Here is a 24563-nt window from a genome sequence, read left to right as displayed (position 1 = left end):
GTCCTTTATGGGAAGGGAGAGGGGCGAGGGGTCAGAGGTGCGGACGCATGTCCGGCAGGTTGTCCATGTAGGTCCGGCCCCGGCTGGGCGCCCCGATGGCCGTCATGGCCCAGTCGCCGCCCTGGCGCTTGAGACTTGCCAGAATCATGGCGCTGTGGTTGCCCTGCACCGAGAGGTTGTAGCGCGCGATTTCCTGCCCGCCCTGGGTGTTGACGAGGCGGCAGTAGGCGTTCTCCACCTGCCCGAAGTCCTGCCCAGTGTAGTTGTTCACGCTGAAGATGACGGTCGTGACGGCGGCGGGCAGCCGGGTCAGGTCCACCGTGATGGTTTCGTCGTCGCCGTCGCCCTGCCCGGTGCGGTTGTCGCCGCTGTGGCGGACGCTGCCGTCCTTGCTCTGCAACTGCCGGAACCACACCACGTCCACGAGTTGACCCGAGGCGTCGAACATCAGGGCGTTGGCGTCGAGGTCCACGTCCGCCTGCCCGCCCCCGAACCCGAAAAAGCCCTTTTTCTTGATGGCGTCCCAGCCCAGGCCCATCTGCACGGTGCTGAGGCTGGGGCCGGCCTCCTTGGCGAGGGAAATCTGCTGACCTTTTTGCAACGAAATAGGCATCTGCACTCCTTATGTCTGTTGAGGGTGTCTGGTGAGGAGCGTGTGCTCAGCGAAGCACGCCGGCTTGCGTCACTTGCTGCCCGCCGACCAGCGGAACCCGAAGCCGTAATGCTCGTCGCACTCTTGGTGGCCCGCGAAGTACCGCTCCTCTTTGGTGACCTTGATCTCGCCGCCGTAGTTCTCGATGGTCGCAATGGCGCAGAAGGTGCGGCGCATGTCCGGGTTGCTGAGCTGCACCGTGATCTCGTTGCCGCGCGGGTCTTTGAGGGTCAGGCGGCCCCCGACGCGGGTAAAGTCGCTGGTGCCCTCGTAGATGAAGGCGAAGATCAAGACCGTGTGGATGAGGTCGGGGCGGTAGATGGTGAGGTTCTCGCCGTTCCGCGCGGCGCCGGTGCGGTCGTCGTGGTCGAGTTCGATGTGCGGGGCGAGCCGCTCGGACCCGAAACGGTTCCCGAGCGCCTGAATCACGCCCCGGCTGCCGTCGTTCAGGACGTACATGCACCCCAGGTCGAGGTCGGCACCCGCGCGAAACAGCCCCCCGCCCCGCTCCCAGTTCAAGTTCACGCGGATGGGGTCGGCCCCGCCGCCCTTTTTGAGCGACAGCTTGGTGCTCGCCCCCTGTTTGTCCAGCGTGATCTTTTGCAGGGAGACAGGCGGGGCGGCGGGTGGCGGTGCCGCTGGAGTCGGAGCGGGTGACGGCGCCGGGGGAGGCGAAACCGGTGCAGGCGGACGGCCCGCAGGCGTACCGGCCACCTCGCCGCCGAAGTGCTGCACCAGCGCGGCCAGCCCACCGTTGAAGCCCTGCCCGACGGCGCCGACGCGCCACACGTCCTTGAAGTACACGTCGAGCAACATGACGGCCTTCTGCGCCTGAAAGTCGCGTCCGGTCACGCGGTAGGACAGCAGCGGCGTCCCGCCCGCGCTCAGCGTGACCTCGGCGTGGTCAATGGCCCCGAAGGAGCCGTCGTCCACGGTCGCTGCCAGGCTCAGGCGCCGCACGGTGGCGGGCAGGCGGGCCAGGTCGAGCGTAAAGACCTTCTCGCCCCGGGCGCCGCCCTGCATGCTGAGGGCGCCCTCGGGGCTGCGCGGCTGGTTGTAAAACACCATGTAGCGGTCGTCGCCCAGCCGCCCGCTCGCGTCCAGGCCGAACAGAATCAGGTCGTACTCGGAGGCCGGGCCGGTCACCCGCGCACTCAGCGTCAGCGTGGGCGACCCCTGGCCGGGCAGGAGGCTGCTCAGGGGGCTTTTCTGGCCGGTTTGAAACGTCTGCATCAGTGGCTCACCTCAATGGTTCGTGCAGTTTTGAGGTCACAAAGAAAGACCCACCGAAAATGGGGCTGTGAACACACCGCTTCCAATGGGTCTAATGGCTATCCTACAGTACGTTCTCAGCGCGGTCCCGCTGCGCAAGACGCAGCGGAATTTTCTGACCGTGCTGCTTAGCGTATTTCTCGCTGTTCCTGGACGGCTGAACGTCCTGAACCTCTCCCGATATGCGGCCTGCTCAGAGAGTACGATCCGTCGTTGGCTGCACCGAAGTGACCCCGGGGCCATTCCCTGGGGCGCAGTACACCGGGCGACTGTGAGCACGGCGATTGAGAGTGGGCTGATCAGCCCACTGTGCGTTCTGGCCATCGACGCCTCTTTTCACCGCAAATCTGGTCAGCACACCGCACACCTCGGCTCGTTCTGGAATGGCTGTGCCGCACGGACCGAACGTGGGATCGAGCAATCCTGCTGTGCCCTGATTGACGTCCAGCACCGACAGGCATTTACGGTCGATGTCCGTCAGACCCGGACCGGGTCTGAGGCCCCGAGTCGTCTGGAACAGGCCGCTGACCAGCTGGATGACGTGTTGCTTGATCTCCAGACTGTTCCACGGCTTGATCTGGCCGCTGTGGTTGCGGATGGGAACTATGCGAAAGAATCCATGGTGGAGACCGTGACCGGTCACGGTCTCCCATTCATCTCCAGATTTCCTCGCAACGCCAACCTCAAGTATCTCTATACCGGCGAGCATCCCAGACGACGCGGACGGCCAAAAAAGTTCGACGGCAAGGTGGATTTCAGCGACTTGCAGCGCTTTGACCTCGTTTCTGAAACGTCGACCGAGCGGGTGTGGACTCAGGTGGTCTGGAGCGTGCAGTGGGCGCGAGAAGTGCGTGCAGTCGTCATCCAGCAGGTCGGTAAAAAGGGTCAAGTGACGGGTTACGCGGTGCTGTTCAGCACCGCTGTGACGATGCCCGCTCATGAGGTCATTGCGCTGTACCGGAGCCGTTTCGAGATTGAACTGATCTTCCGGGATGCCAAGCAGTTCCTGGGAGGCCAGGATGTGCAATTGCGGTCACAGCCAGGCATTGAGGCGCATTGGAACGTGGTCTTGCTGACCCTGAACCTCTGTCGCCTTGAGGCCCTGCGAGCAGCAGAGGGCGGACAGAATCTGGTGTTCAGTCTCGAAGACATGAAACGCAGGGCGTATAACGCCCTGCTGGCCCAAGTGATTTTGTCCAAGTTGGATCTCTCGGCCCGCTTTGAAGAATTAGAACATCTGCCGTCCAGTCCGCTAAATTTCGGCCTCAAAGCCGCCTAAAACTGCACGAACCATTGCACCTGTGAAAGTCGTTGAAAAAACAGGGGGCAGGCGCCCCCAGATCTTTTCTCTGAGGCGGTGGTCAGACGTTGACGCCGTAGTTGCGGGCGAGCGGCGCGAGGCCCCCGGCGTAGCCCTGCCCGACGGCCTTGAACTTCCAGTCGCTGCCGTGACGGTAGACCTCGCCGAAGATCATGGCGGTGTCGGTGCTGGCGTCTTCGGACAGGTCGTAGCGGGCGATTTCGGCGCCGCCGGTCTGGTTCATCACGCGGATGTACGCCTTGCTGACCTGACCGAAGTTCTGGTTGCGCGTCTCGGCCTCGTGAATGGTCACGCACACGGCGATCTTGTCCACGTCGGCGGGCACCTTGCTCAGGTCGATCTTCACGGTCTCGTCGTCGCCTTCGCCCGCGCCGGTGGTGTTGTCGCCGGTGTGCTCGACGCTGCCGTCGCTGCTGGTTTTGTTGTTGTAAAAGATGAAATCGCTGTCGCCGCGCACCTTGCCGCCGGCATCGAGCAAAAAGACGCTGCCGTCAAGGTCGAACGCCTGCCCGTCGGTGGCGCGGGGGTCCCAGCCGAGACCGACCACGATGCCGGTGAGCCCGGGGGCTTCCTTGGAAAGAGAAACGTTGCCGCCTTTGGAAAGAGAAACTGCCATCTTTGAACCTCCTGAATTGATATTCAGCGCTGAGTATAAAAGGAAGCTATGTGACTGTCGTCCCCACTGAGGTTCCCAACGAGGGCCCCCAGCGGGGGTATTTAAGCGGGTGTCTTTAGAGGCCGAACTCCGCCGGAGAAAGGCCCAGGGCGTGAATCACTTCGCGCATGACCGCTTGCTCGCGGGCATCGAAGTCGCCGTCCGCATTGGCGATGACCACGGCGAGTTGCACGACGGCGCGGGCTTCCTCGGGCTTCCTGACCTTGCCGATGACCTGCATCAGCTCGATTTTCCCGAAGTCGAAGTCGCGGCTGATCACGTCGCAGTAGCGCTCGTACTTCTCGCGGAGCTTGCTCACGTCGAAAGTTCTGAGCTTGTCGCTGCTGGTGATGAACTGCGCGGTGCGGCTGCGTTCCTGCGAATCGATCTGGCCGTCCGCCGCCCCGATCAGGGCGCAGGCGGCCATGGTGGCGTCTGCAAAGGCCGCGTTGTTGAAGCGGGCGTACCCGTCCTGCGCCATTTTGGTGCCGTCCTCCGCCAGTTGCCGGAGCTTGTTGAAAAATCCCATTGCGAGTCCTCCCGAGGGTGAATTGAAGTCAGAAATGCAGAGCTTCTGCTTCAGGTACGAGGCTCACGCCGTAAAGTTCCGCACGGGTCAGGATGTCCTGGGCCCAGCGGGTGTGGGTGGCCGGTTCGCACATGCGGCCATGCATAGTGAAGACGGCTGGCGCGTCGGGCGCGAGGATGGCGCGGGCTTCGAGCAGTTCCGTTTCTGGCACGCGGTAGCCCTCCAACACCACCGGCAGCTGCGCCGGGTGGATGATGGTCTTGCCGCACAGGCCATATTCCAGGTCCTGCTGCACCTCGCGGGCCAGGGTGCCGGGGTCGGAATACACCTCGTACACCGGGCTCGACAGGCTCAGGCCGTAGGGTTTGAACACGCCCACCAGCATGGACACGGTGCGTTCCAGTGGCCCCTCGTACAGGGTGCGGCCCGGTGCGCGGCGCACGCCCAGCGCGTTCAGCAGGTCGTTGCCGCCGATGCGCAGGCTCAGCACGCGGCTCTGCCAGCCTTCCATGAAGATCAGGTCGCGCAGCAGCGTCATGCGCGTCTCGCTGAGGGCCTCGCGCGTCTCCAGGGTCGGCATGACTTTCAGGTGGTCCAGCCCGCTGCGCTCCAGCAGCCGCAGGTACTCGCCGAGGTTGCCGTCGTGAATTTTCGGCAGGACAAACCCCGTCACAGCGTTCAGGTTCATCGTCAGCAGGTGCGCGAGCACTTCCGGATTCCGGGCGCGAATAAAGCGCAGGGGGCCGCCCGTCAGCGGCAACTGGGGCAGGGCGCGGCGCAGGTTGTCCAGCGCCAGCGGCACATCGGCCTCGCGCACGGCGTCCTCGGTGCAGTAGATGAGGCTGGTCAGGTTCGCGTGCTTGCCGCTGCCCAGGGCCACTAGGTCAGGCCGCGTGGCCGGCGCGTACAGGCTCGCGCCCAATTGCCACGGACTCAGAGGTGCTGGAGGCAGTGGAGTCATTCCTGGCCCCCCGACGCGATGATGGCCGCCGCCAGATAAGGCAGGTCCGGGTGCATCGTGACCGGCGTACCGGACGCCGCCGCCAGCTCGCGCAGGTGCAGGGTGTCGGGGTGCGCGGCGTCGCGCAGCAGCAGGTGAGCGGGCTGCCGCCGCAGGAACACGCGCGTCGCTTCCCCCACGCTCGGTTTGACCAGGTGCGGGTCGGTGACGCCCAGCTCCGCCGCCCGCGCCAGCACCGCCCGCACCGGCTGCTGCGGACGCGGGCCAGCGTCCAGCACGAAGTCGGGCGTGTACGCAGCGCTCAGAGCGTCCAGGGCGTTCAGGTACTCGCCGGTTCGGTCCTCGCCCCGCAACTCCGTCTCCACGCGGGCGGCGTGTAGCGTGCCCGGCGCCGTCACGAAGGTCCGGCTGAGCAGTCCGCAGACGGTGGCGTTGAGGACCGCGTGGGGGAGCAGCAGGTCGTCGTGCGTCGCCGCGTGCCGGGCCACACCTGCCGGGTCGCTCAGCACCGCCAGGTGCGGCGGCACATCCTCCGGCAGGCTGCTCGACAGCGTTTCATTGATGCTGCCCTTGCCGGTCCAGCCGTCCACGAACACCAGCGGCGCCTGCGGGTGGGCGGCCCGCACCCGCCCGAGCGCGGCCCGGTCGATGCCCTGACCACGGATGATGCTGAGGGTGTGGTGCGGCAACTCGGGCGTGCCGAAGTCGGCGGCCCAGCGCCGGGCGAGGCGGCGCATGGCGCACCCCACCGGCGTGCCCGCGCGGGCGAGCGACACCAGCACCGGCTGGTCGTACTCGCGCAGCACGGCGGCGGTCAGGGCGGCCAGCAACTCGCCCACCCGCGCCCCGTTGCGGCTCAGGGCGCCCGCGTAGGCGCGGGTCTGCGCGGCGGTCGGCAGGGCTTCCGGCGTCAGCAACTCGCCGTAGGACACGCCGCTGCGAATCAGGGCTTCTTTCTCGGCCACGCTCACCAGTCGCGCCTGCGCGGGCCGCAGCTGCACGGTCACGTCGTCCGGCGGCAGGGTGTGGGCCAGGAACGGGGCCAGGGCCATCGCCACGTCAGAGCACCTGTTGCGCCGGTTTGACCAGGGCGCGTAGGGTCATGCCGCCGCCCGGCACACCCAGCGCCGTGAACTGCCAGCCGTCGGGGGTGCGTTCCAGTTTCGCCAGCAGCGCGCCGGTCACGTTGCCCGCGTCAAAGAGTTCATAGCGGGCGAGTTCGCGCTTCGTCACGTCGTCCACCACGCGGCAGTAGGCCTGTTTCAGGGTGGTAAACCGTTGCCCGGAAAACGAGCTCACGGTCAGGACCAGCCAGCGCACCGCCGGGTCCAGACGGGTCAGGTCCACGGCAATCTGCTCGTCGTCGCCGCTGCCGTGACCGGTCAGGTTGTCGCCGGAGTGCCGCACCGCGCCGCCCTGCCCGCTGAGATGCATGAACCACACCTTGTCCACCGCGCGCCTGGAGTCGTCGAACACCAGGCAGCCCGCGTCCAGGTCCACGCTGCGGCCCGCCGTGGCGGGTTCCCAGCCCAGGCCGAAGTGATGCGGGTGAGCTGTCCCCCCGCCTTGCTGAGATTCACGGTCTGGTTTTTGGTGAGTTTGACGGGGCCACTGACCGGCAGGGGAACCGGGTCGGCGGGCGGCGCGACTGGGGCCGGCGCCGTCCTGTTGCTGGGAGGGGGTGTCTCGGCCTCGTCGGCGGCCACTTCTCCCCCAAAGTACGTGACCAGCGCCGCGAGGCCGCCGTTGAAGCCCTGGCCGACAGTGTTGAGGCGCCACTCGTTGCCGTGGCGGTACAGCTCCGCGAGCATCACGGCCTTTTCCTGTTGCAGGGCGCCCACCGCGTCGAACCGGGCGGGGCCGAGACTCAGCGCGAGTTGTCCGGCGTCGCGTAGGGGCCGGGTGTCGTGCGTCGCCGTGAACATCAGCCGCGTCACCGCTGCCGGCAAGGCGCTCAGCCGCAGGGTAAAGTTCACCGCGCCCGGCGCGAAGGTCACCTGCACTTCGCCCTGCGGACTGCTCGGCTGGTTGAAAAACACCATGTAGCGGTCATCTCGCAACTGCCGCTCGTCGTCCAGCCCAAACACGCTGATGTCGGTGTCCGGCAAATCGAAGGCCACCTGAACCTGCACAGGCTCCTCGCCGTTTTGCCCGGTCGTCAGGTCACTCAGTTTTGTCTTCTGTCCGGCAATCAGTTCCATGTCTGCTCCTTTCTCCACGTTCAAGTCGGCCAATCCAAGTCGGCAGCTGGGGGCGTCCGGGGTGCTGAGCGGCATGATAGGCGGGCGCGTTACGGAGCCTGTCGGCAAGCCTCTCAGACGCTCGCGCCCGACAGGGCCTGGTGGGTGGGGGTCAGGAACACCGTCCCCTTGCCACTCAGGACGAACACCAGGCCCTCGCCGCTGCGGGCCGCGTTGCGCAGGCCGCGCACCAGGGGCCGCAGTTCCACGCGCAGGGAGGCGCTGTACATCAGCATCAGGTCGCCGTCCACCGTCACTGTGTCGCGGCCATCGAGCTCGATGACCTGCACCTCCGACACAGGCACCGGCGACTCCACCACGAACAGGCCCGCGCCCGACAGTTTGGGCTGCCGCATCCCGCCCCCCGAGAGCGCCCCGGAAAAACCGGTGTGGGTGTGGGTGCCGAGCTGCATGGTGTCCTGCGCGAGGTAAAACGCCCGGTCGTCCAGAATCATGTCGTCGCCGCTCTCGCCGGTGGCCTCTGCGATGATGAAGTGCCGGCGCGAAGGCTCGGTCCACACCCGCCCGTGACCACTCAAGTGCGTGGCAAAGGCGCTTTCGCCCGTTCCCGCCGTGGCGATGGCGCGGCGCAGGAACCCGCCCTGTTGCTGCTGCTCCACGCTCGCCTGCACCTGACCGACGCTGTACTGAAAGGCCCCAGGCTCCAGCAACACGCCGCCGCCCGACAGTTCCGCTTCCACCGTGAAGCGCCCATCCATTTCCCGCGTTTCGCGCAGGCCGTCGGCACCCTGCGAAAAGCGCGTCACGTGCGTCAGCGCATGAATCCGCAGGGTCAGGCCGTGCCCGCGCTGCTCCTGCACGAGTTGCATGTGTTCCATACCCTGGAGTGTACGGGACCCGGAATGTCCGGGTCGGCGGCCCCCCCTTCAGCGTTGTGGCAGCCGCACGCCCGCCGTCGCCCGCAGCAACTGGCCCTGCGCGGGCGTCACGGCGAAGTCGCACTCGCGCAGAAACGGCAGGTCGCTGACACTGTCGCCCAGCCCCAGCGTGAGCACCGCGCCTGGAAAGTGCCGCTCACGCAGCCAGCGCACCGCCTGGGCCTTGCCCGGGGCGCGGGGCAGCAGCGACACGTTGTTGGCGTTGGCGATGACGTGCAGCGGGTGGGTGCCGTCCGTGTCGTCCACAGCGGCTTCCCAGCGGGTCTGCAACGCCGCCAGCGCCTCCGGGTCGGCGTCCGGGTGCTTGATGACGGTCATGAAGGGCAGGTCGCCGGCGCGGTGCACCGTCAGGCGACAGCCCAGGGCGTCGGCGTGCGCGCGCATGTCGGCGGTCAGGGCCGTCAGTGTGCCCTGCAACGGCGTGAGGTGGGCCTGCACCTGCGCCGCCCACTCGCTGTCCAGCTCCCCCGCCGGGGTCAGGATGGTCAGGCCGTGGTCGAGCACCCGCCACGACCGGAACGGCAGCGTCACCCGCCGCATGGCCGCCGGGTCGCGGCCCGTGACCGGAATGACCGTCACCGCGCCCGCCGTCAACAGGTCCAGCAAGGCCGTCTGCGCCGGAGTGCAGTACGAGTGCGCTTCCCCACGGGTGTTCACCGTGGCGGGCGTCAGGGCCGCTCTACCGTGCCCCGGCAGTTTGCGGAGGGTCTGAAACAGGGTGTCGTCCAGATCGGCGAAGGCGAGGATGAGGGGCGCTTCTCCGTGGCTCACAGGAGCCTCACCGCCTGTGCGTGCGGGCCGAGCTGCCGCAGCAGCGCCGGGTCGGGCACACAGGCGCCCTCGTAGGCCACGAAGATGCGGGTGTACTCCGCCGGATCGACGTTGTAGAGGTAATTCGGCATCTGGTCGCCCACGTTGTCCGTGAAGCTCAGCGCATGCCGGATGGCGCGGCCGGGCAGGATGGGACTGCGGGTCGTGGCGTTCCAGCGGCACTCGGCCACCTGCGGGGCGAGCCAGGCCGCCAGCGCGTAGGCCGGAAACTGAAACTCGCCGGTCCCCAGCACCAGCACCCGGTCGGTGGGCGACAGGCCCAATTCGGGGAAAGTCAGCGGCACGTCGTCCCCAAATCGGGCCGCCCGCGCCGGGAGCAGGGCGGTTTTGTCGGCGCCGCTGCCGGTCACTGCCGGGAGAGCCGGCGGGCACCAGTCCGGGGCGGGCGTGAAGGCAAAACGTCCGCGCAGCAGGCTCACGAAGTCCACCGGCACCCCCAGGGCCGCGCACAGCGCCTCGCGGCGCGGGCACCAATCGGTCAGGCTGACCAGCACCACCCGCGTGACGTGGGGGTGCCGGGCCAGCCACTCCAGCGCCAGGTTTTCCAGCGTCGTGCCGGTGGACACCTCGTCGTCGACCAGCACCAGCTCACGCGCTGCCCGCGCCGCTGGGCCGGGGTCGTAGAGCAGGTGCGCCGGCGCGTGCGAATGCGGCTCATCGAAGCGCAGCAGCACCGGGCGGTCCGTGACATACCGTGTGGTGTGCTGAAAGGTCGCTGCTTGCCCGGTCTGCTGGCGCCACGCCCGGTAAACGCCCTCGCCCAGCGCCGTGGCCGTTTCCGCCAGCCCGATGAAATGCGGCGCGGTCAGCGGCGGCAGTGACGCGGCCAGGTCGCGCCAGGTTCGCGCTGCGGTCGCTGGCGCAATGGGAATGTGTTTGCCCAGCACCCGGCTCACGAAGAGAAACCCCCGCTTCGGGTTGCGCCGCACCGCGTAGTCGAGCAGCTCGGCAGGGGGGTACAGGGTGCGCTCCACCTGCAAGGTCAGGGTGCCGCTCGGCAGGGATACCGTCAGCTCCTGTGCGGCTGAGACCCCGCCTTTCATGCCCGCCACGCCCGGACCCCCTTTTCCTCCGCGACGGTCAGGCCGGTTTCCACCGCCGGCAAGGCGTCCCAGTCCAGGCGCCCGGTGGCCGCGTCGAGCAGCAGGCGCGCAAAGTTCACGCCCGCCGCCATGCTGTAGCGCAGGCCCCCGGAAGCGCGGGCATTGATCTCCAGCATGTGCGCCGCGCCCGCCTGGTCCTTCGTCTGAAAGTTGAAAATGCCGCTCAGGGCGTAATGCTGCGCGATGCGGGCGGCGGCCTCCACCAGATCAGGACGGTCCTCAATCACCTGCCCGTGCGCTCCCTTGCGGCGCACCACGGCCCGAATGAGGCGGCCTTCCCAGGCGACGCAGTCAATGCTGCGCTCGGCGCCTTCGAGGGTGTGCATCAGCAGCATGACCGGCAATTCGCCCGCTGCCAGCAGTTCACGGGCGGCCGCCACGCTCAACTGGTACAGCTCGCCCCGCAGAAACGGGGCCAGGTCGGGCCGCTCGGTCAGCACCCGGAAGCCGCTGGCATAGATGCCGCGTGCGGGCTTCATGCACAGGCGCACGCCGTCTTGCCGCAGCTGCGCGCAGGCCGCGTCGAACTCTGCCACGCTCTGAAACGTCGTCCAGCGCGGAATCGGCAGGATATCGGTGTCCCAGCCACGCAGAAACTCGTCCTTGCGTTCCAGGTGCCGCTGCGTGGCCTCGTCTGCCGGCACGACCAACTGTGTGCCCTGCGCGGCGAAGGTGTCCCGGTACGCGGCCAGGCGCTCGCGCTCCTTGCCGGGCAGCACGAGGTCAAATCCGTGTTCCGCGCAGGTGCCGAGCAGCCACGCCACGTAGTCGTCCCCGAGCAGGCCCCGGGGCTCGGTCAGCGTGTGCGGCGCGGCGGCCAGCATGCCGTGATGCGGGTCGCTGTGGCTGGCCCAGACCTCGTAGGGCGAGTCTTCCAGCGCACGAATCTGCGCGGACGTGACGCTGAAGTTCTTGGTAAACAGCACGCGGGGATGAAACCGGGGGTGGGACATTGCCGCGCAGTATCGCGCCTCAGCGCAGCGTGCGCCCGAACGCCTCGGCGGCGTCCAGGGCTATGGCCTCCGCCTGCGCCGCGTGGTTGGCGAGCAGCGCCCGCACGCGTGCGAGTTGCCCGGCGTCCAGGTGGGCACGGGCACCCTCGGGGTCAGGCACGGCAGGCCGCCCGGTCACGGAAGCCAGCACCCCCAGCAAAAAGCGCTGCGGCACGCCCGGCGCCGCCCGAATCAGCCGTTCGGGATGCGTCTGCACGAAATGCGCCCGCAACGTCGCCTCCCGCAGCCGCTCGGCCAGCGAACCGGGGTACGCCAGGATATCGGCAGGCTGCACCCGCCGCCCCGCCTGCCGGTAGCTGTCCGCCTGCTCCGCTTCTCCGTCGGCAGATCCAGCAGCGTAAGCCCAGCCGTCGGCCCGCACGTCGATCAAAGTCTCCAGGTCAACGAGCGGCAGGAGCCGTGCCACTTCTGCGTCTGTGAGGTCGTCGGCATCCACCAGCCGGGTCAGGGCCTCGTCCTGAGCGTCTTGCGGCAGGGCGCCGCCCAGCACGCTCGCCAGCAGGGCCGCCGACTCCCGCCACCCTTCCAGCGCGGCCACGTCTTGCGTCACCGGCAGGCTGCCGTCGAGGTCGAACAGCGTCAGGTCGTGCGCCCGCAGATGCGCGTGCAGAAGCCGCCCGGCGTTCGCTCGCTCGCCGCCCACTCCCCGGCGGTAGAGCCCGATCAGCTTCTGACCCTTCTCAATGGCGCTGGCGCGGAGGGCGTCTGTCATCGCCTCCATTGTCGCATTACTATTCGGGGCGGCTCACGGGCTCCCTCAGCAGTTCGCCCTCTTCCCCCAGCGCCGGATACGCCTCGCCGCGCTCGCGGTAGCCGGGCGCGAGGTCGGGATACCCCCACTCGAAGCTCAGGCGGTGCAACTCTTCGGGCGAAAGCTGCGGCTCCTCGTACATGCCCGCCGCCAGCCGTTGCCGCTGCGCTTCAAACAGGATGGTCGCGGCGGCCACCGACACGTTGAGGCTCTGCACCATCCCGAACATCGGAATGACGATGTTGGCGTCGGCGGCCTCGGCAGCTTCGTCGGACACGCCCCATTTCTCGGCGCCGAGTAGCACGCAGGTCGGCTTCGTGTAGTCGGGTTCGCGGTAATCCACGCTGCGCTGCGAGAGGTGGGTGGCGAGCACCTGAAAGCCCTGGGCCTGCAACTCGCGCACGGCGCTCACCGCGTCGGCGTGCGGGTGGACCTTGACCCACTTGTGGGCGCTGCCGCTGGTCGCCTCATACGTGTGGCCCTCGAACGACGCCAGCGTGCCGTGTTTGGGCGGCACCGCGTGCGCCTCCGGCACCCCCACCGCGTCGCAGGTGCGAATAATCGCGCTGAGGTTGTGGGGCTTGTTCACCTCGTCCATCAGGACCGTCAGGGTGGGCTGGCGCTTGCTCAGCACGCGGCGAATCTTGGCGTAGCGTTCGGGGGTCGGGGCCATAACCGGCCCAGCTTAGCGGCTGCCCATGCCTGCGGGCCCTCAGCGCAGTTTGCTCGGCTGACAGCCGGCGGCGTTGCACTCGCGCAGGCGGTCGTTGAGAAAATTGAGGCGCGAGACCGTCATATCGTGGGTGCAGTTCACGTACACCGTGTAGCCGTCCACGCAGTCGTTGTCGCGTTTCGCCATCCAGGCCCGCTGGGTCTGCCGCAAAGTCTGCTGCGCGCTCACCGGCAGTTTGCGCAGCAGCTTCTGGTAGGCGGTGTTCATCTCCGTATCGGCTTGCAGCGTGACCTTGTTGACGCAGTACACCTGATCAAACGTTCCCACCGGATAATTGCAACTCGTCTGGGCCTGGGCGCGGCTCTGAAGCGGCGAAAGCGCGAGCAAGGCGAGCAAAAGCAGTCCTGAGCAGTAACCTTTCATGGTCGGTCCTCCACAAAACAGCGGAAACTGAGGCGGCGATCCAAAGGACGGAGCGGATTGAGAAGGAACGCCCCAAGTCTACAGGACAGAGCGGGGGCAGGTGGGCCAGAGACAGCGCATAAGCTTGACGGCGCCTGCATAGCGCGCTATAGTTTTTGTCATCACCGCCCACGAGGCGGTTTTTTCATGCCTTTTTCTGGGGTAGGCAACCCACTAAGCCAGGATGCCTAGTGACGGCAGGCACACTTGCCTGCTACCTTCAGCGCACCGCTCGCAAGGGCAAACCTGCGAAGGAGGAGGTGTTGTAGATGACCGAAATCAACAAGAACAACCTATTCACGAACCGTTTTCGTCTGAATGTGACCGCAAAGGGGCTGGCAAACGGCCCCGCATGGAGTCCAATTGTTGATCCAGATCTGCACGCCTCCCGCTCTTCCACAGCCTTCGGGCTCTCGACAAAACACTGAAGCACGCCGGGCGCGATCATGAGCGCCCACACCGACTGGGACGATGCGGGCTGGAATGATTCCGGCAGCGATCACTCTGACTGGGACGCCGACCCCGGGCAAAAGCTCCGGCGCAAGACCAGGAAACCGCAGGGCCGCCGCAAGCTCGCCGACCTGACCGGTGAGGAGACGGATGACATTGCCGACGACACCATTCGCCGCCTGCTCGACCTCGGGCACCTGACCGAAGTGGTGTGCGAACTCAAGAGCGGCAAGGAGGCCACCGCCTACCTCGCCGAGACGGTCCGGGGCCCCGCGCTGCTCAAGATTTACCGCGACTTTGCCGCCCGGTCGTTCAAGAACGACGCGATTTACCGCGAGGGACAGGTCGTCCTCGACCAGCGGGCGCGGCGCGCGATGGAAAGCCGCAGCCGCAAGGGCCTGGAGATGCTCCAGTTCGACTGGGTGATGGCCGAGTACGCGCACCTGTGGCAGTTGTGGCAGGCCGGACTGAGTGTCCCCGAACCGCTGGTCGGTCCCCACGTCAAGACCTACGCCGAAACCGTGCCCGCCGTGCTGATGCGCCTTATCGGCACCGCCGAATCTCCCGCCCCGCGCCTGAGCGACGTGCGGCTGACGCCCGAAGAGGCGAGGAGAGCCTGGCAACAGAGCGTGCAGGGCATGGCCGACCTGCTGCGGCTGGGCTACGCCCACGGCGACTACAGCACCTACAACCTTCTCTGGTGGGAGAACACCGTGACCATCATCGACTTTCCCCAATTGACCACCCGCGCCAACCCCAACTTCAAAGAGCTTTTGCGCCGCGACGCCCAGAGCCTGGCGACCAGCTTTCGCAAGCACGGCCTGCAAGAAACCGCCGAGGGCACCTTGCGCGAAGTGCAGCGCCGCGCCCTGGGACCGGCCCCCGAGCCGCGCGTGGTGCTGCCCTAGAGCAGTTCTCCGAATTACGCGGGTGTCGGCAGCAGCACCGCCACCCGCTCCATTCTCTGCTTCGCAGCTTTGCAAGTCCGTTCTGCTCAGTGGTTTGCACTCGCTCCGCTCGCCAAAAAGCTGTGCCATCTTTTTGGCAAATGTTCTAACCTAAACTGCTCCCATGCGCGCCCTCGAGACCTGCCTTTACGCCGACGACCTCAGCGCCGCCGAAGCCTTTTATTCCGGCGTGCTGGGGTTGACGCTGCACAGCAAAGTGGCCGGGCGGCACCTCTTTTACCGCCTCGACGGTTCCATGCTGCTGATTTTCAACCCGGAAGCGAGCGCGAAACCCGGCGACGTGCCGAGTCATCAGGGCAAACCGGGCGGACACGCCTGCCTCGCCATTCCCCGCGAGCAGACCGCCGAATGGGAAACGCGGCTGCGCGGGCACGGCCTGGACGTGACCCGCTACGCCTGGGGCGAGCGCGGCGAGAGCCTGTATTTCGACGATCCCGCCGGCAACGTGCTGGAACTCGCGCCGGCAAGTATCTGGGGGCTGTAGGAAGGTAAAAAAGCGGGCGCTTGTGAGGAAGTCTCAGTCTCAGGCGCCCGCTTGCTGATCAGCTGCGCCCGAGCGCCTCGGCTTCGGCGACGGGGGGCAGGTCGGCGAACTTCTTGCGGCGCTTCTCGGCGGCTTTTTCGCTCGCCTTGCGGCCCGCTTTCTTGTGCGACTCGTGGGCGTGGTCTTCCGGGTCGTGGCCGCACAGGATGTCGAACAGGCGGCGAATATCCGCGGCGCGCGCCTCATTGTGGCCCTGACCGACCTTGCCCTCGTAGGTGTTGTGGGCGGTCATCTCGTAGGCGAGTTGCAGGGCGCGGGCCTCAAAGGTGTCGTGCGACATGTCCACAGAATAATCCCGGCGGGGCGAATCCTGGTCGAGTCTTCTGCGAAAATGCGGGCATGAAGCGTCCTCTGGCCTACCTGCTCGTTTTGCTGCCTTTTCTGCTCACGTCGGGCGCTGCGGTGCGCCGTCGGGAGGCGAAGCCCGGTGAGCGCTAAGCCGCTGCGCTCGCTGCTCTACGTGCCCGGCGACAAGCCGCGCGCCATCGAAAAGGCCCGCACGCTCGGCGCCGACGCGGTGATTCTGGACCTCGAAGACGCGGTGGCCCCCGAACACAAGGGCGCGGCGCGGGCGAACGTGCAGGCCGCGCTCGCCGAGTCCTGGCCCTGCCCGGTGCTGGTGCGGGTGAACGGCCTGGGCACGGAGTGGGAACACGCCGACCGCGAGATGGCGCTGCTCGCCGGGGTGGACGGGCTGGTGCTGCCGAAAGTGGAAGAGGGGCGCAGCGTGACCGAGCTGCATCTGCGCGTACCGCTGTGGGCGATGATCGAGACACCGCGTGGGGTGCTGAACGCCCCGGCGATTGCGGCGGCCCCCGGTGTGGCGGGGCTGCTGGTCGGCGCCAACGACCTTGCCCGCGCCCTGCGGACCCAGCCCCAGCCCGAGCGCTTGCCGCTGCTGCACGCTCTCTCCGCCGTGGTCCTGGCCGCGCGGGCGGCGGGCAAACTGCCGATTGACGCCGTGTACAACGACGTGCGCGACCCCGCCGGCTTTGTGCGTGAGTGCGAGCAGGGGCGCACGCTGGGCTTCGCGGGCAAGACCGTCATTCACCCGGACCAGGTGGCGGCGGCCAACAGCGCGTTTGGGGTCTCCGACGAGCAGGCGCAGGCGGCCCGCGACCTGCTGGCGGCCTGGGACGCGGCGCGGCAGGAGGGCAAAAGCGTGGCGACCTGGCGCGGCGCCTTGGTGGAGCAGATGCACGTGGACGAGGCGCACGAGCAACTCGCGCTGTGGGAGGCCGGACGGCGTTGACCGGCCCTGCTTCTTCCCGGTTGCCCGTGTGGCCGCCCGGCCTGCCGCGTCCCGAGCGCCGTGACCGCTGGCCCGCGCAGCGCATCGCGGTGGGGGTGGGCGCCCCGCTGCTGCTGCTGCTCGCGCTGGGGCGGGCAGACCTGACGGTGTATGCGGCTTTCGGCGCCTTTACCGGCATCTATGGCCGGGGCGAACCGCTCGGCGAGCGGGCACGGCATCAGGCTCTCGCGGGCCTGCTGCTCGTGACCTGCGTCGGTCTGGGCGTGCTCACGGCGGGGTCGGCCAGCCCCTGGACCGTCATGTGGGTGGGGGCGCTGGTGGCGGCGTTCGGCGCGGTGCTCGCCACGGTGTGGCACCTGCGGCCCGCCGGCTCGCTGTTTTTCGTCTTCGCGGTGGGGACGGTGGGAGCGCTGCCGCACCCGGCGCCCTTGCCGCTGGCCCTCGCGGTGTCGGGGGGCGCGGCGGCGCTGAGCGTGGCGCTGGGCGCCCTCGGCGCGTGGCACTCGACGCGGGCGCGTCCGCACGAACTCGCCGCGCCGCCGCCCCATGACCAGCAGCCGTCCGAACTGATGAGCGCCGGCCTGCGCTTTTTTGTCGCGGTGGGGCTGGCCGGCGCTCTGGGCCTGCTCAGCGGGCTGGGGCACGTGGCGTGGGCGATGGTGTCGGCGGCGGTGCCGATGACCGCGCTCAACCAGCGGATGCGGGTGCAGCGCTCCTTGCACCGGGTGGCGGGCACGGCGCTGGGGCTGGGGCTTTCGGCAGTGCTGCTGTGGCCCACGCTGCCGGGCTGGGGCACCGTGCTGGTGGTGATGGTGCTGCAATGGCTCGCCGAACTGTTCGTGGCGCGGCACTACGGCCTGACGATGGTGTTCGTCACCCCGCTCGCCCTGCTGATGAACCAGCTCGCGCACCGTGTGCCGCCGGGCGAACTGCTGCTCAGCCGCGCCGCCGAGACGGTCATCGGCTCACTCGTCGGCGTGCTGGTGGTGCTGGCGACCCGGCCCCGGCGCGAGCGCTGAGCATCCCTCCCCGGTTCCCTCGGCAGGTGCGCCACAATGCTCTATGCCTGATTCCCCGACGCCGCAGCATCCCAACTGGGCCGGTCTGACCGAGGACGCCGTGACGCCCTGGAAAACACTGTCCAGCCGGCAACTCGTGGGGGGCTTTCGCACCGTCTACGAGGACCGGGTGCAGGTGCGCCCCGGCGTGGAGACGACCTACCAGTACCGCCCGCGTGGGCCGCGCGCCGTGTTTATCCTGCCGGTGACGGCGCAGGGCGAGGCGGTTCTCATCCGGCAATTTCGCTACCCGCTGCGGGCGACCATCACCGAAATCGTGGCGGGCGGCGTGGAAAAAGGCGAAGACCTCGGCGCGGCGGCGGCCCGCGAACTGCTGGAAGAGGTGGGCGGCGCAGCGTCCGAGTGGGTGCCCCTGCCCGGCTTTTACCCGCAGCCGAGCATCAGCGGGGTCGTGTTTTATCCGTTGCTCGCGCTCGGCGTGACGCTGGGCGCGGCGCAGCTCGAAGACACCGAAACGATTGAGCGCGTGGTGCTGCCGCTCGCCGAGGTTTACCGGATGCTGGAAGCGGGCGAGATTCAGGACGGCCCGAGTTCGCTCACACTCTGGCAGGCGCGCGGCGAACTGACGCGGCGCGGGCTGCTCTGAGGCGCGGGCTACACTCGCCCCCACACGCCATGACCGACCTGCCCCCGCCCTTTACCACCCTCGCCGCCGCGCACCGCGTTGATGCGGTCATTGACCATTCCGAATTCCTCGCCTTCGCGGAGCGCGCCGACTCGCCGGAAGAGGCGCTGGCACACCTCGCGGCGCTGCGGACCCGTTACCCCGACGCCACCCACCACTGCTGGGCCTACCGCATCGGCGCGGCGTACCGCTTCGGCGACGACGGCGAACCGGGCGGCACGGCGGGGGCGCCTATCCTGCGGGCCATCGAGGGGCAGGGCGTGGACCACGTGATGGTCGTGGTCGTGCGCTACTACGGTGGCGTCAAGCTCGGCACCGGGGGGCTGGTGCGGGCCTACGGCGGCGTGGCGGCGGAGTGCCTGCGGACGGCGCCCCGCCTGGACGTGCGCCCGCGCCGCACCTTGCAGGTCAGCGTGCCGTTCGATCACCTCAGCGGCCTCTACCACCTGCTCGGCACCTGGGACGCGGCGCGCGGCGAGGAAACGTACACCGGGGCGGGCGTGACCCTGCCGGTGGAGGTCTACCCGGAAGACGTGGAGGCTTTTCAGGCGGCCCTGCGCGACGCGACGCGGGGAAGCGCGGTGGTGGAGGAAGAGGAGTAGAGCAGTGGAAGAAGAAAGGGCGGGGAAATCTCCGTCCTCTGCTTGTGTTGCGCTGTTTGACCCTCTACCAAGGGGAGACTTGTAAAGCTGCGAAGCAGAGGGCCTGCCAAAGGCAGGGGTGAGGGGTCTTTATTATTGCTCCCCAAACCCTGCGGGTGCGTCCGGTGCCAGTCCCACGCCGTCTGCACAATGTCGCGCAGGTCGGTGAACTTGGGCGCAAACCCCAGTTGGTCCACGATGCGCGAGGCGTCGGCCACCAGCCGGGGCGGGTCGCCCGCGCGGCGCGGGGCAAGTTCGCGCTGCAAGGGAGTGCCGACCACCGCGTCCACCGCGTCGAGCACCTCGCGCACGGAAAAGCCGTGGCCCAGGCCCACGTTGTAGGTGGCGGCGTCGGTTTTTCCGGCGTGCAGCGCCTCCACCGCCAGCACGTGTGCGTCGGCGAGGTCCTGCACGTGCACGTAGTCGCGGATGCAGGTGCCGTCGGGGGTGGGGTAGTCGTCGCCGAAAATCATCATCTTCTCGCGCTGCCCGAGCGCGGTCAGGCAGGCGAGTTCGATGAGGTGCGTCTTGTTGGGGTGCGCCTCGCCGATGTCGCCGCCGGGCGCCGCGCCGCACACGTTGAAGTAGCGCAGCACGGTGTAGGGCAGGCCGTGCGCGACGTGGAAGGCGTGAATCATCTGCTCGGACATCCGTTTCGTCTCGCCGTACACGCTCTCTGGCTGCATGGCGGCGTCTTCGGGAATCGGCACCGCGTCGGTCGTGCCGTACACGGCGGCGGTGGACGAAAAGACCAGCGGCACCTTGCGCGTCTCCACGATGCTCTGAAGCAGGTTGAGGGTGCCCACCACGTTGTTGCGGTAGTAGCGTCCCGGCGCGCGCATGCTCTCGCCCACCTCGATCAGCGCGGCAAAGTGGATGATGGCGTCGGGCTTTTGCGCCTCCAGCGCTGCGCGGATGCTGGCGGCGTCAAGCAGGTCGCCGCGAATGAGTTCGACCTCGCCCGGCAGCGCCTCGGCATGGCCGCTGGAGAGGTTGTCGAACACCGCGACCTCATGCCCCGCCGCGCGCAGTTGCCGCACCGTATGTGAACCGATATATCCCGCACCGCCAACGACCAGAAGCTTCATGAGACCCAGCGTAGTACACGCGGCGCGGCTGGGAGCGTCAGGCGTTGGGCTTGAGCAGGTGCCCCAGGCAGTGACCGTAGCTCACGCCTTGCCGGGCGGCGGTCACGAGGTCTTCCACGCTGAATTCCTGCAACACCCCGAGCATCGCGTCGCGCATCCGGGTGTACACAGTGGCGCGGGCGTGGCAGCGGCCTTCTTCTGCGCACGGCTCGTGCCAGTTGAGGCTGATGCACGAGAGCGGCGCGACGGGGCCGTCTACCGCCCGCACCACCTCGCACAGCGAAATCAGGCGCGGCTTGCGGGCGAGCGCGTAGCCGCCGCCGATGCCCTTTTTGCTCTTGACGATGCCCTTGGCCGAGAGCGCCGCCAGAATCCGCACGAGGTACGGGCGGTGAATGCCGGTGCTGTCGCTGATTTCCTCGCTGGGCACCCAGCGCTCGGCGTCCTGGGTGCCCAGGAACCCCAGGGCCTGAAAGGCGTAAACATCGGTGGCCGACAGGCGCATGGCACGGAGTTTACCCCGCGAGTCCGGCCAGAACTGTTCGCCGCGCCGCTCAGAACGGTTCGGGGTAGCGCTCCTGCAAATAGGCGAGCGCCGCCGGGTCCACCTGACCGCCCGCCACCCAGCGTTCCTCCAGGTTCTCGGTGCCGTAGAGCGCCCAAGCCGCCGCTTCGGTGTCGGCGTCCCAGTCTCCGGCGGGCAGCGACGTGGCGTAGTCCTGCCAGATGAGCAGCGCCCGCAGCCATTTCAGTTCGTCTTCCGTCAGCGGACGGGTGTCCTGCGGGCGGCCAAACAGCAGGTCGTGAAGGTCGAGCAGCCGCGCCAGTTCGCCGCAGGGGTCGGCGTGGTCGTCGGCGCGCAGGTTCACCCAGTCGTCGGTCAGGCCGCCGTAGCCGCGCCCCGGCCCCGCGCACAGCAGCGCCGCCGATTGCCGCCCGCGCCGGTCGCCGCCCGCCTCGTCCCCGGCCCGCAGCGTCGCCAGCAGACGGCGGGGGAGAGGCAGCTCGTGCCCGGCCTCCCACGCTGCCCGCATCGCGTCCAGCACGCCCGGCCCGGCGAGGATGTTGCCCTGAATCGCCACGTCCGGCCCCGCGAAGCCGCCCGCCCAGGCGTGGCAGCCCGTGCCGGTGAAGGTCGCGCTCTGCCCGTCCGCGCCGACCAGCCCGAATTGCCGCTGCTCGATGTCGGCGTCGGTCTCACGAAAGCGGGCGACGATGGCCTGCGGGTCGAGCCCCTGCGTGAGCAGCCCCAGACCTTCAGGACCGAAATTGGGGTTGACATAGCTCTGCGTCGCTACCGCCCCCACGCCGCCGCGCACGAAGGGCACCAGCGCCCCCACCGCGAGGAACTTGCTCGCCACCGCGACGCCGAGGTCGCCGGTCCGGGGGTCGCGCCCCACGACAGAAAAGGTCATGCTCGGCAGTGTACCGGCCCCGCTCAGCACCCCTTCCCGTTTGTCCCTCAACTGCGCCCTTTACACTGGCAGGCGATGACCCCCACCTTCGCCCAGGCCGTCACCGAGCGCACCCTTTCCCGCCGCACCCGGCTGTGCGTGGGCCTCGACCCGCGTCTGGGCGAGTACCGCGACGTCGCCCAACTGCGCCAGAACACGCTCGACGTGCTGGAAGCGAGCGCGCCGTACGCCGCCTGTGTCAAGCCGCAACTCGCCTTTTTCGAGGCGCTCGGGCTGCCCGGTTTCACCCTGCTCGAAGAAGTCTGCGCCGCCGCCCGCACGCTCGGCCTGCCGGTGCTGCTCGACGGCAAGCGCGGCGACATCGGCACCACCGCCGCCGCCTACGCCCAGGGCTGGCTCGGCGGGACTCATGCTGGGGACGCCCTCACCGTCAACCCGTTTCTCGGCTTCCAGACGCTGACGCCCTTCGTGCAGGCCGCGCGGGAGAACGGCGGCGCGATTTTCGTGCTCGTCAAGACCTCCAACCCCGACCAGCAGGACTTGCAGGGGCAAGGCGTGAGCGAGCGGATTGCCGTCGAAATTGCCCGGCTGGGGGATGAAGAAGGCCTGGGCGACGGCGACTACGCCAGCGTCGGGGCGGTGGTCGGGGCCACGCATCCTGGCGACCTCGCCACCTTCCGGGCGCTGATGCCCAAAGCGCTCCTGCTGTTGCCGGGGCTGGGGGCGCAGGGGGCGCAGGCGCGCGACCTCGCGGGGGCGTTTCATGCGGGGGGCACCGGGGCGCTGGCGAGTGCGAGTCGGGCGGTGCAGTACGCGCGTGGGCTGGACGTGGGGGCCGCGCGGGAGGCGGCGCTGGCGCTGCGGGATGAGTTGAATGGGGCGTTGGGTGTGTGAGGGTGTTGTTGAGGCTTGGGCTTTAGCTTTTGGCCCCAACCCCAAACCCCTCTCCCCAGAGGGGACAGGGGCTTTGACGCTGGCGCTGTGCAAATGGCGGTGATGTCGCCTGTTTTGCGGTGTTCCGCAGTTGCGTGGGCGGTCTGGACGCCGGTGATTTTTACGGACGCGAGGCCCGTGCGCTGGCGCGCCCGACGGCCCTGGCGTTCTGCGTTTCACAGTTTTCTGTGGAGCAGTGAAAAGAGCCAAAGCCTAAGCGTTTGTTGACCCTCTCCCCCTGCGGGAGAGGGCCTTGCGTAGCAAGGGGTGAGGGGCCCCCAGACCAACTGGCCTCTTACCCCTCCTCCCGCCGCCCCGCCCCTTCTCCCAGCTCATAGTAGGCGTCCCTCGTCCCACTCCCGAGCCGGCGCAGCAGCCCGGCATTGACCAAACTGCGCAAGGCGCGCCACGCCTGCTGGTTGGTCAGGCCGCAGACTTCGCGCAGGTCTGCGTTGCGGACCCGGCCCCGTTCGCGGGCGAGGGCCAGGGCGATGGCGCGGGTTTCGCTCGGCGACGGCCCGGCGTGGCTGGTCGGGGCCGGCTCGGAGACGCGGCGCGGCGCAGCGGGGGCAGGCGCCGGGGCAACGGCGGCAGGCGGCGCGAGCAGCGTGGGGCGCTCGGCGGGTTCGGGCAGACCAGGCAGGGCGCTCAGACCGCGCTGCTTTTCCTGGCCGAGGGCCGCCGCCACGTCCGGCGCGAGGTGGTAGGCGATGCCGCGCCCGATGCCCGCGCGAGTAATCAGGGCGAGGTCTTCCATCTGGCGCAGCAGCCGGGGCGTGCGGTCCTCGGGCAGTTGCAGGGCGCGGGCGAGCTGGGCGCGGGGGGCCTCGCCTTCGCGCGAGAGCAGGCTCAGCACAATCAGCATGTCGAGCGAAAGCTGCGGCAACTCCTCCTGCTTGCGGGCCACGAAGCGTACGAAATCGGAATCGAAGGCCGAGCCGTGCAAGGTGAGCGTCACCGCGTCGGGGTAGTTGACATATTCGGGCGGTTCCTTGCCGTGCCGCAGCATCAAGCTGAACATCTTGTCCACGCCGACGCCGGCCTGCTCGACCAAGCCGAGCCGCGCCAGCACGCCCGCCAGCAGCGGATTGCGGCGCTTGGGCTGGTGCCGCAGGATGTTGCCGGGCGTGATGCCGCCGGGAAAGCCGCCGGGGTTCATGATTTCCAGCCGGTCGGGGTAGTGGTGGACATGCACCACGTCGCGCAGGGTGTAGTCGCGGTGGGTGAGCGCGTTGAGCAGCGCCTCGCGGTACACCGATTCGTCGTGGTCCCACACTTCCACCCGGAAGAGCCCCACCTGCACGGGCGTAAAGCGGTTGCGCGCCTGAATGAGTTCGGAGAGCCGCAGCAGCAGCGAGGGAATGGGACGGCGCAAGTCCTCGCGAAACTGAAATTCCACGTCGTTCGCCTGATGGTGGAAATAGCAGACTTCCGCTTGCGGCAGATGCGCCCGCAGCGCGGCGTCGGTCCCGGCGAGCAAAATGGCCGCCAGCGTGGGCCGCAGCGCCCCGCCACTCGGGACGAGCAGGCCGAGTTCCTGCAAAAAATCGAGGTCCGGCAGGTTCGCCGCGTCAATCCGGCGCCCCAGCAGCCGTAAGCGGGCGACCTCGGCGGGGTCAAGGTCCGCGAGCGACGCATCGGGCGGCACCACCGCCGTGTAATCGCGGTCCGCTACCGGCTCGCCCTCGCCGGGCAGCACCGGCACGAGGTGCGCGCCGTCCCAGGCCATCACCGCGCCGTCGGGGGCGGCGAGCACGTAGGGTGCTTGCGGCACGAACACGGTCAGCACCCGCGCCCCGCCCGGCACGCGGTGGTGCTGCACGTTCACGGTGAGCCGCCCGCCCGAGAGTTCAAAAATCGCGTGGGTAATCATCAGCGGGTGGAGTTCGCCCGCGTCGCGCTCGGCGTGCTCTTGCCCGACCACGTCCACCCCGACCATCACCGTGCCGCCGCGCGCGTTCGCCAGCCCCACCGCGTAGCGAGCGAGTTCCTGCGGCGTCACGTTCAGCGGCAGGTGCACGCAGGTCGGCCCGGCGGGGGGCAACACCCCGAGCGGGGACAGGGCTTGGGCGGGTTCGGTCGTCACGAGGGGGAAGTATAGAGCGTGCAGGAAACATTTTTGACCCTCTCCCCTTGTGAGAGAGGGCCTTGCGAAGCAAAGGGGTGACTTGTAAAGCTGCGCAGCAGAGGGGGCCTCCAGACCAGC

28 protein-coding genes and 1 pseudogene are annotated in these 24563 nt (G+C 68.3%); 9 read left to right on the top strand and 20 right to left on the bottom strand.

Annotated elements, in window-relative coordinates:
• Positions 1-31: 31 nt before the first annotated feature.
• Together DR_RS11435 and DR_RS11430 are read right to left on the bottom strand one after the other, a co-directional pair.
• On the bottom strand, positions 32-613 hold the full coding sequence (locus tag DR_RS11435) for a TerD family protein (protein ID WP_027480360.1): 582 nt from the start codon (positions 611-613) through the stop codon (positions 32-34).
• 69 nt (positions 614-682) lie between these two features.
• Positions 683-1885 (bottom strand): TerD family protein, encoded by a 1203-nt coding sequence (locus tag DR_RS11430; RefSeq protein WP_010888852.1) that lies wholly within the window; start codon positions 1883-1885, stop codon positions 683-685.
• An 85-nt stretch (positions 1886-1970) separates the two neighbouring features.
• Between DR_RS11430 and DR_RS11425 the strand changes: the two genes are divergently transcribed.
• Positions 1971-3203 carry a transposase gene (locus tag DR_RS11425; RefSeq protein ID WP_063653036.1) on the top strand — a complete coding sequence of 411 codons (1233 nt, stop codon included), beginning with the start codon at positions 1971-1973 and terminating at the stop codon, positions 3201-3203.
• An 82-nt stretch (positions 3204-3285) separates the two neighbouring features.
• On the opposite strand, the gene DR_RS11420 is transcribed toward DR_RS11425, so the two are convergent.
• The 13 genes from DR_RS11420 to DR_RS11360 form a co-directional block, all read right to left on the bottom strand.
• Positions 3286-3861: a TerD family protein gene (locus tag DR_RS11420; RefSeq protein WP_010888851.1), complete on the bottom strand. Its 576-nt coding sequence runs from the start codon at positions 3859-3861 to the stop codon at positions 3286-3288.
• Between the two features lie 115 nt (positions 3862-3976).
• Entirely contained in the window at positions 3977-4429 is a 453-nt protein-coding gene (locus DR_RS11415) for a tellurite resistance TerB family protein (RefSeq protein WP_010888850.1), read from the bottom strand.
• A 28-nt stretch (positions 4430-4457) separates the two neighbouring features.
• On the bottom strand, positions 4458-5390 hold the full coding sequence (locus DR_RS11410) for an HpcH/HpaI aldolase/citrate lyase family protein (protein WP_010888849.1): 933 nt from the start codon (positions 5388-5390) through the stop codon (positions 4458-4460).
• Positions 5387-6442, bottom strand: coding sequence for a cysteine protease StiP domain-containing protein (locus tag DR_RS11405; protein ID WP_162177688.1), 1056 nt, complete (start codon positions 6440-6442; stop codon positions 5387-5389). Before DR_RS11405 ends, DR_RS11410 begins: the two co-directional genes overlap by 4 nt.
• Positions 6443-6449: 7 nt before the next feature.
• The gene (locus DR_RS11400) at positions 6450-6890 is read right to left on the bottom strand and encodes a TerD family protein (protein ID WP_164927990.1); all 441 of its coding nucleotides are present in this window, start codon (positions 6888-6890) and stop codon (positions 6450-6452) included.
• Entirely contained in the window at positions 6773-7591 is an 819-nt protein-coding gene (locus DR_RS11395) for a TerD family protein (protein WP_164927989.1), read from the bottom strand. Before DR_RS11395 ends, DR_RS11400 begins: the two co-directional genes overlap by 118 nt.
• Positions 7592-7704: 113 nt before the next feature.
• Positions 7705-8469 carry an AIM24 family protein gene (locus tag DR_RS11390; protein ID WP_227085947.1) on the bottom strand — a complete coding sequence of 255 codons (765 nt, stop codon included), beginning with the start codon at positions 8467-8469 and terminating at the stop codon, positions 7705-7707.
• Between the two features lie 48 nt (positions 8470-8517).
• On the bottom strand, positions 8518-9300 hold the full coding sequence (locus DR_RS11385; RefSeq protein WP_010888845.1) for a hypothetical protein: 783 nt from the start codon (positions 9298-9300) through the stop codon (positions 8518-8520).
• The gene (locus DR_RS11380) at positions 9297-10403 is read right to left on the bottom strand and encodes a phosphoribosyltransferase domain-containing protein (RefSeq protein WP_034350321.1); all 1107 of its coding nucleotides are present in this window, start codon (positions 10401-10403) and stop codon (positions 9297-9299) included. Before DR_RS11380 ends, DR_RS11385 begins: the two co-directional genes overlap by 4 nt.
• Positions 10400-11416, bottom strand: coding sequence for an ATP-grasp domain-containing protein (locus tag DR_RS11375; RefSeq protein ID WP_010888843.1), 1017 nt, complete (start codon positions 11414-11416; stop codon positions 10400-10402). Before DR_RS11375 ends, DR_RS11380 begins: the two co-directional genes overlap by 4 nt.
• Before the next feature lie 19 nt (positions 11417-11435).
• Positions 11436-12188 carry a hypothetical protein gene (locus DR_RS11370; protein ID WP_162177683.1) on the bottom strand — a complete coding sequence of 251 codons (753 nt, stop codon included), beginning with the start codon at positions 12186-12188 and terminating at the stop codon, positions 11436-11438.
• A 19-nt stretch (positions 12189-12207) separates the two neighbouring features.
• A complete protein-coding gene (trmH, locus tag DR_RS11365; protein WP_010888841.1) occupies positions 12208-12900 on the bottom strand; it encodes a tRNA (guanosine(18)-2'-O)-methyltransferase TrmH in 693 nt (230 codons plus the stop codon).
• 39 nt (positions 12901-12939) lie between these two features.
• Positions 12940-13323: a lysozyme inhibitor LprI family protein gene (locus DR_RS11360; protein WP_010888840.1), complete on the bottom strand. Its 384-nt coding sequence runs from the start codon at positions 13321-13323 to the stop codon at positions 12940-12942.
• A 308-nt stretch (positions 13324-13631) separates the two neighbouring features.
• On the opposite strand from DR_RS11360, the gene DR_RS11355 reads away from it, so the two are divergent.
• The 3 genes from DR_RS11355 (at position 13632) to DR_RS11340 (ending at position 15264) form a co-directional block, all read left to right on the top strand.
• The gene (locus DR_RS11355) at positions 13632-13790 is read left to right on the top strand and encodes a hypothetical protein (RefSeq protein WP_155896391.1); all 159 of its coding nucleotides are present in this window, start codon (positions 13632-13634) and stop codon (positions 13788-13790) included.
• Positions 13791-13808: 18 nt separating this feature from the next.
• Positions 13809-14720 carry a serine protein kinase RIO gene (locus DR_RS11350; protein WP_010888839.1) on the top strand — a complete coding sequence of 304 codons (912 nt, stop codon included), beginning with the start codon at positions 13809-13811 and terminating at the stop codon, positions 14718-14720.
• 163 nt (positions 14721-14883) lie between these two features.
• Positions 14884-15264 (top strand): VOC family protein, encoded by a 381-nt coding sequence (locus DR_RS11340; protein WP_010888838.1) that lies wholly within the window; start codon positions 14884-14886, stop codon positions 15262-15264.
• Positions 15265-15322: 58 nt separating this feature from the next.
• On the opposite strand, the gene DR_RS11335 is transcribed toward DR_RS11340, so the two are convergent.
• Positions 15323-15604: a hypothetical protein gene (locus DR_RS11335; RefSeq protein WP_034350273.1), complete on the bottom strand. Its 282-nt coding sequence runs from the start codon at positions 15602-15604 to the stop codon at positions 15323-15325.
• A gap of 147 nt (positions 15605-15751) precedes the next feature.
• Here DR_RS11335 and DR_RS11330 point away from each other — a divergent pair, with 147 nt between their 5' ends.
• From DR_RS11330 to DR_RS11315, 4 genes are read left to right on the top strand one after another with little or no spacing between them, the layout of a single operon-like run.
• A complete protein-coding gene (locus DR_RS11330; RefSeq protein WP_010888836.1) occupies positions 15752-16576 on the top strand; it encodes an HpcH/HpaI aldolase/citrate lyase family protein in 825 nt (274 codons plus the stop codon).
• Entirely contained in the window at positions 16573-17595 is a 1023-nt protein-coding gene (locus DR_RS11325) for an FUSC family protein (protein WP_051618818.1), read from the top strand. The genes DR_RS11330 and DR_RS11325 overlap by 4 nt, the downstream gene beginning before the upstream one ends.
• A 43-nt stretch (positions 17596-17638) precedes the next feature.
• Entirely contained in the window at positions 17639-18241 is a 603-nt protein-coding gene (locus DR_RS11320) for an NUDIX domain-containing protein (RefSeq protein WP_010888834.1), read from the top strand.
• Positions 18242-18270: 29 nt separating this feature from the next.
• Entirely contained in the window at positions 18271-18882 is a 612-nt protein-coding gene (locus DR_RS11315) for an IMPACT family protein (RefSeq protein WP_010888833.1), read from the top strand.
• A gap of 146 nt (positions 18883-19028) precedes the next feature.
• On the opposite strand, the pseudogene galE reads toward DR_RS11315, so the two are convergent.
• The 3 genes and pseudogenes from galE to DR_RS11300 form a co-directional block, all read right to left on the bottom strand.
• Positions 19029-20009 (bottom strand): annotated as a pseudogene (gene galE, locus DR_RS11310) (UDP-glucose 4-epimerase GalE); the annotation flags it as partial.
• A gap of 37 nt (positions 20010-20046) precedes the next feature.
• Positions 20047-20514 carry an Rrf2 family transcriptional regulator gene (locus DR_RS11305; protein ID WP_010888831.1) on the bottom strand — a complete coding sequence of 156 codons (468 nt, stop codon included), beginning with the start codon at positions 20512-20514 and terminating at the stop codon, positions 20047-20049.
• A 49-nt stretch (positions 20515-20563) separates the two neighbouring features.
• Complete coding sequence (locus tag DR_RS11300; protein WP_027479916.1) at positions 20564-21424, bottom strand: DUF1028 domain-containing protein; 861 nt, start codon at positions 21422-21424, stop codon at positions 20564-20566.
• Between the two features lie 75 nt (positions 21425-21499).
• Between DR_RS11300 and pyrF the strand changes: the two genes are divergently transcribed.
• Positions 21500-22318, top strand: a complete 819-nt coding sequence (pyrF, locus tag DR_RS11295; protein WP_027479917.1) for an orotidine-5'-phosphate decarboxylase — start codon at positions 21500-21502, stop codon at positions 22316-22318.
• Between the two features lie 334 nt (positions 22319-22652).
• Here pyrF and DR_RS11290 read toward each other — a convergent pair whose 3' ends face one another.
• Positions 22653-24443, bottom strand: a complete 1791-nt coding sequence (locus DR_RS11290; protein ID WP_010888829.1) for an ATP-binding protein — start codon at positions 24441-24443, stop codon at positions 22653-22655.
• Between the last annotated feature and the right edge of the window lie 120 nt (positions 24444-24563).

The sequence above is a fragment of the Deinococcus radiodurans R1 = ATCC 13939 = DSM 20539 genome (genome assembly GCF_000008565.1).
Taxonomy (GTDB): domain Bacteria; phylum Deinococcota; class Deinococci; order Deinococcales; family Deinococcaceae; genus Deinococcus; species Deinococcus radiodurans.
The sequence above is the reverse complement of the archived record's forward strand: the minus strand, read 5'-3'. Positions and strand labels throughout refer to the sequence as shown.

Bases quoted from the DNA above. Each gene is read 5' to 3' on its own strand.
- DR_RS11435 (WP_027480360.1), bottom strand. From the start codon at position 613: ATGCCTATTTCGTTGCAAAAAGGTCAGCAGATTTCCCTCGCCAAGGAG.
- DR_RS11430 (WP_010888852.1), bottom strand. From the start codon at position 1,885: ATGCAGACGTTTCAAACCGGCCAGAAAAGCCCCCTGAGCAGCCTCCTG.
- DR_RS11425 (WP_063653036.1), top strand. From the start codon at position 1,971: ATGGGTCTAATGGCTATCCTACAGTACGTTCTCAGCGCGGTCCCGCTG.
- DR_RS11420 (WP_010888851.1), bottom strand. From the start codon at position 3,861: ATGGCAGTTTCTCTTTCCAAAGGCGGCAACGTTTCTCTTTCCAAGGAA.
- DR_RS11415 (WP_010888850.1), bottom strand. From the start codon at position 4,429: ATGGGATTTTTCAACAAGCTCCGGCAACTGGCGGAGGACGGCACCAAA.
- DR_RS11410 (WP_010888849.1), bottom strand. From the start codon at position 5,390: ATGACTCCACTGCCTCCAGCACCTCTGAGTCCGTGGCAATTGGGCGCG.
- DR_RS11405 (WP_162177688.1), bottom strand. From the start codon at position 6,442: ATGGCCCTGGCCCCGTTCCTGGCCCACACCCTGCCGCCGGACGACGTG.
- DR_RS11395 (WP_164927989.1), bottom strand. From the start codon at position 7,591: ATGGAACTGATTGCCGGACAGAAGACAAAACTGAGTGACCTGACGACC.
- DR_RS11390 (WP_227085947.1), bottom strand. From the start codon at position 8,469: ATGGAACACATGCAACTCGTGCAGGAGCAGCGCGGGCACGGCCTGACC.
- DR_RS11380 (WP_034350321.1), bottom strand. From the start codon at position 10,403: ATGAAAGGCGGGGTCTCAGCCGCACAGGAGCTGACGGTATCCCTGCCG.
- DR_RS11375 (WP_010888843.1), bottom strand. From the start codon at position 11,416: ATGTCCCACCCCCGGTTTCATCCCCGCGTGCTGTTTACCAAGAACTTC.
- DR_RS11370 (WP_162177683.1), bottom strand. From the start codon at position 12,188: ATGACAGACGCCCTCCGCGCCAGCGCCATTGAGAAGGGTCAGAAGCTG.
- trmH (WP_010888841.1), bottom strand. From the start codon at position 12,900: ATGGCCCCGACCCCCGAACGCTACGCCAAGATTCGCCGCGTGCTGAGC.
- DR_RS11360 (WP_010888840.1), bottom strand. From the start codon at position 13,323: ATGAAAGGTTACTGCTCAGGACTGCTTTTGCTCGCCTTGCTCGCGCTT.
- DR_RS11355 (WP_155896391.1), top strand. From the start codon at position 13,632: ATGACCGAAATCAACAAGAACAACCTATTCACGAACCGTTTTCGTCTG.
- DR_RS11350 (WP_010888839.1), top strand. From the start codon at position 13,809: ATGAGCGCCCACACCGACTGGGACGATGCGGGCTGGAATGATTCCGGC.
- DR_RS11340 (WP_010888838.1), top strand. From the start codon at position 14,884: ATGCGCGCCCTCGAGACCTGCCTTTACGCCGACGACCTCAGCGCCGCC.
- DR_RS11335 (WP_034350273.1), bottom strand. From the start codon at position 15,604: ATGTCGCACGACACCTTTGAGGCCCGCGCCCTGCAACTCGCCTACGAG.
- DR_RS11320 (WP_010888834.1), top strand. From the start codon at position 17,639: ATGCCTGATTCCCCGACGCCGCAGCATCCCAACTGGGCCGGTCTGACC.
- DR_RS11315 (WP_010888833.1), top strand. From the start codon at position 18,271: ATGACCGACCTGCCCCCGCCCTTTACCACCCTCGCCGCCGCGCACCGC.
- DR_RS11305 (WP_010888831.1), bottom strand. From the start codon at position 20,514: ATGCGCCTGTCGGCCACCGATGTTTACGCCTTTCAGGCCCTGGGGTTC.
- DR_RS11300 (WP_027479916.1), bottom strand. From the start codon at position 21,424: ATGACCTTTTCTGTCGTGGGGCGCGACCCCCGGACCGGCGACCTCGGC.
- pyrF (WP_027479917.1), top strand. From the start codon at position 21,500: ATGACCCCCACCTTCGCCCAGGCCGTCACCGAGCGCACCCTTTCCCGC.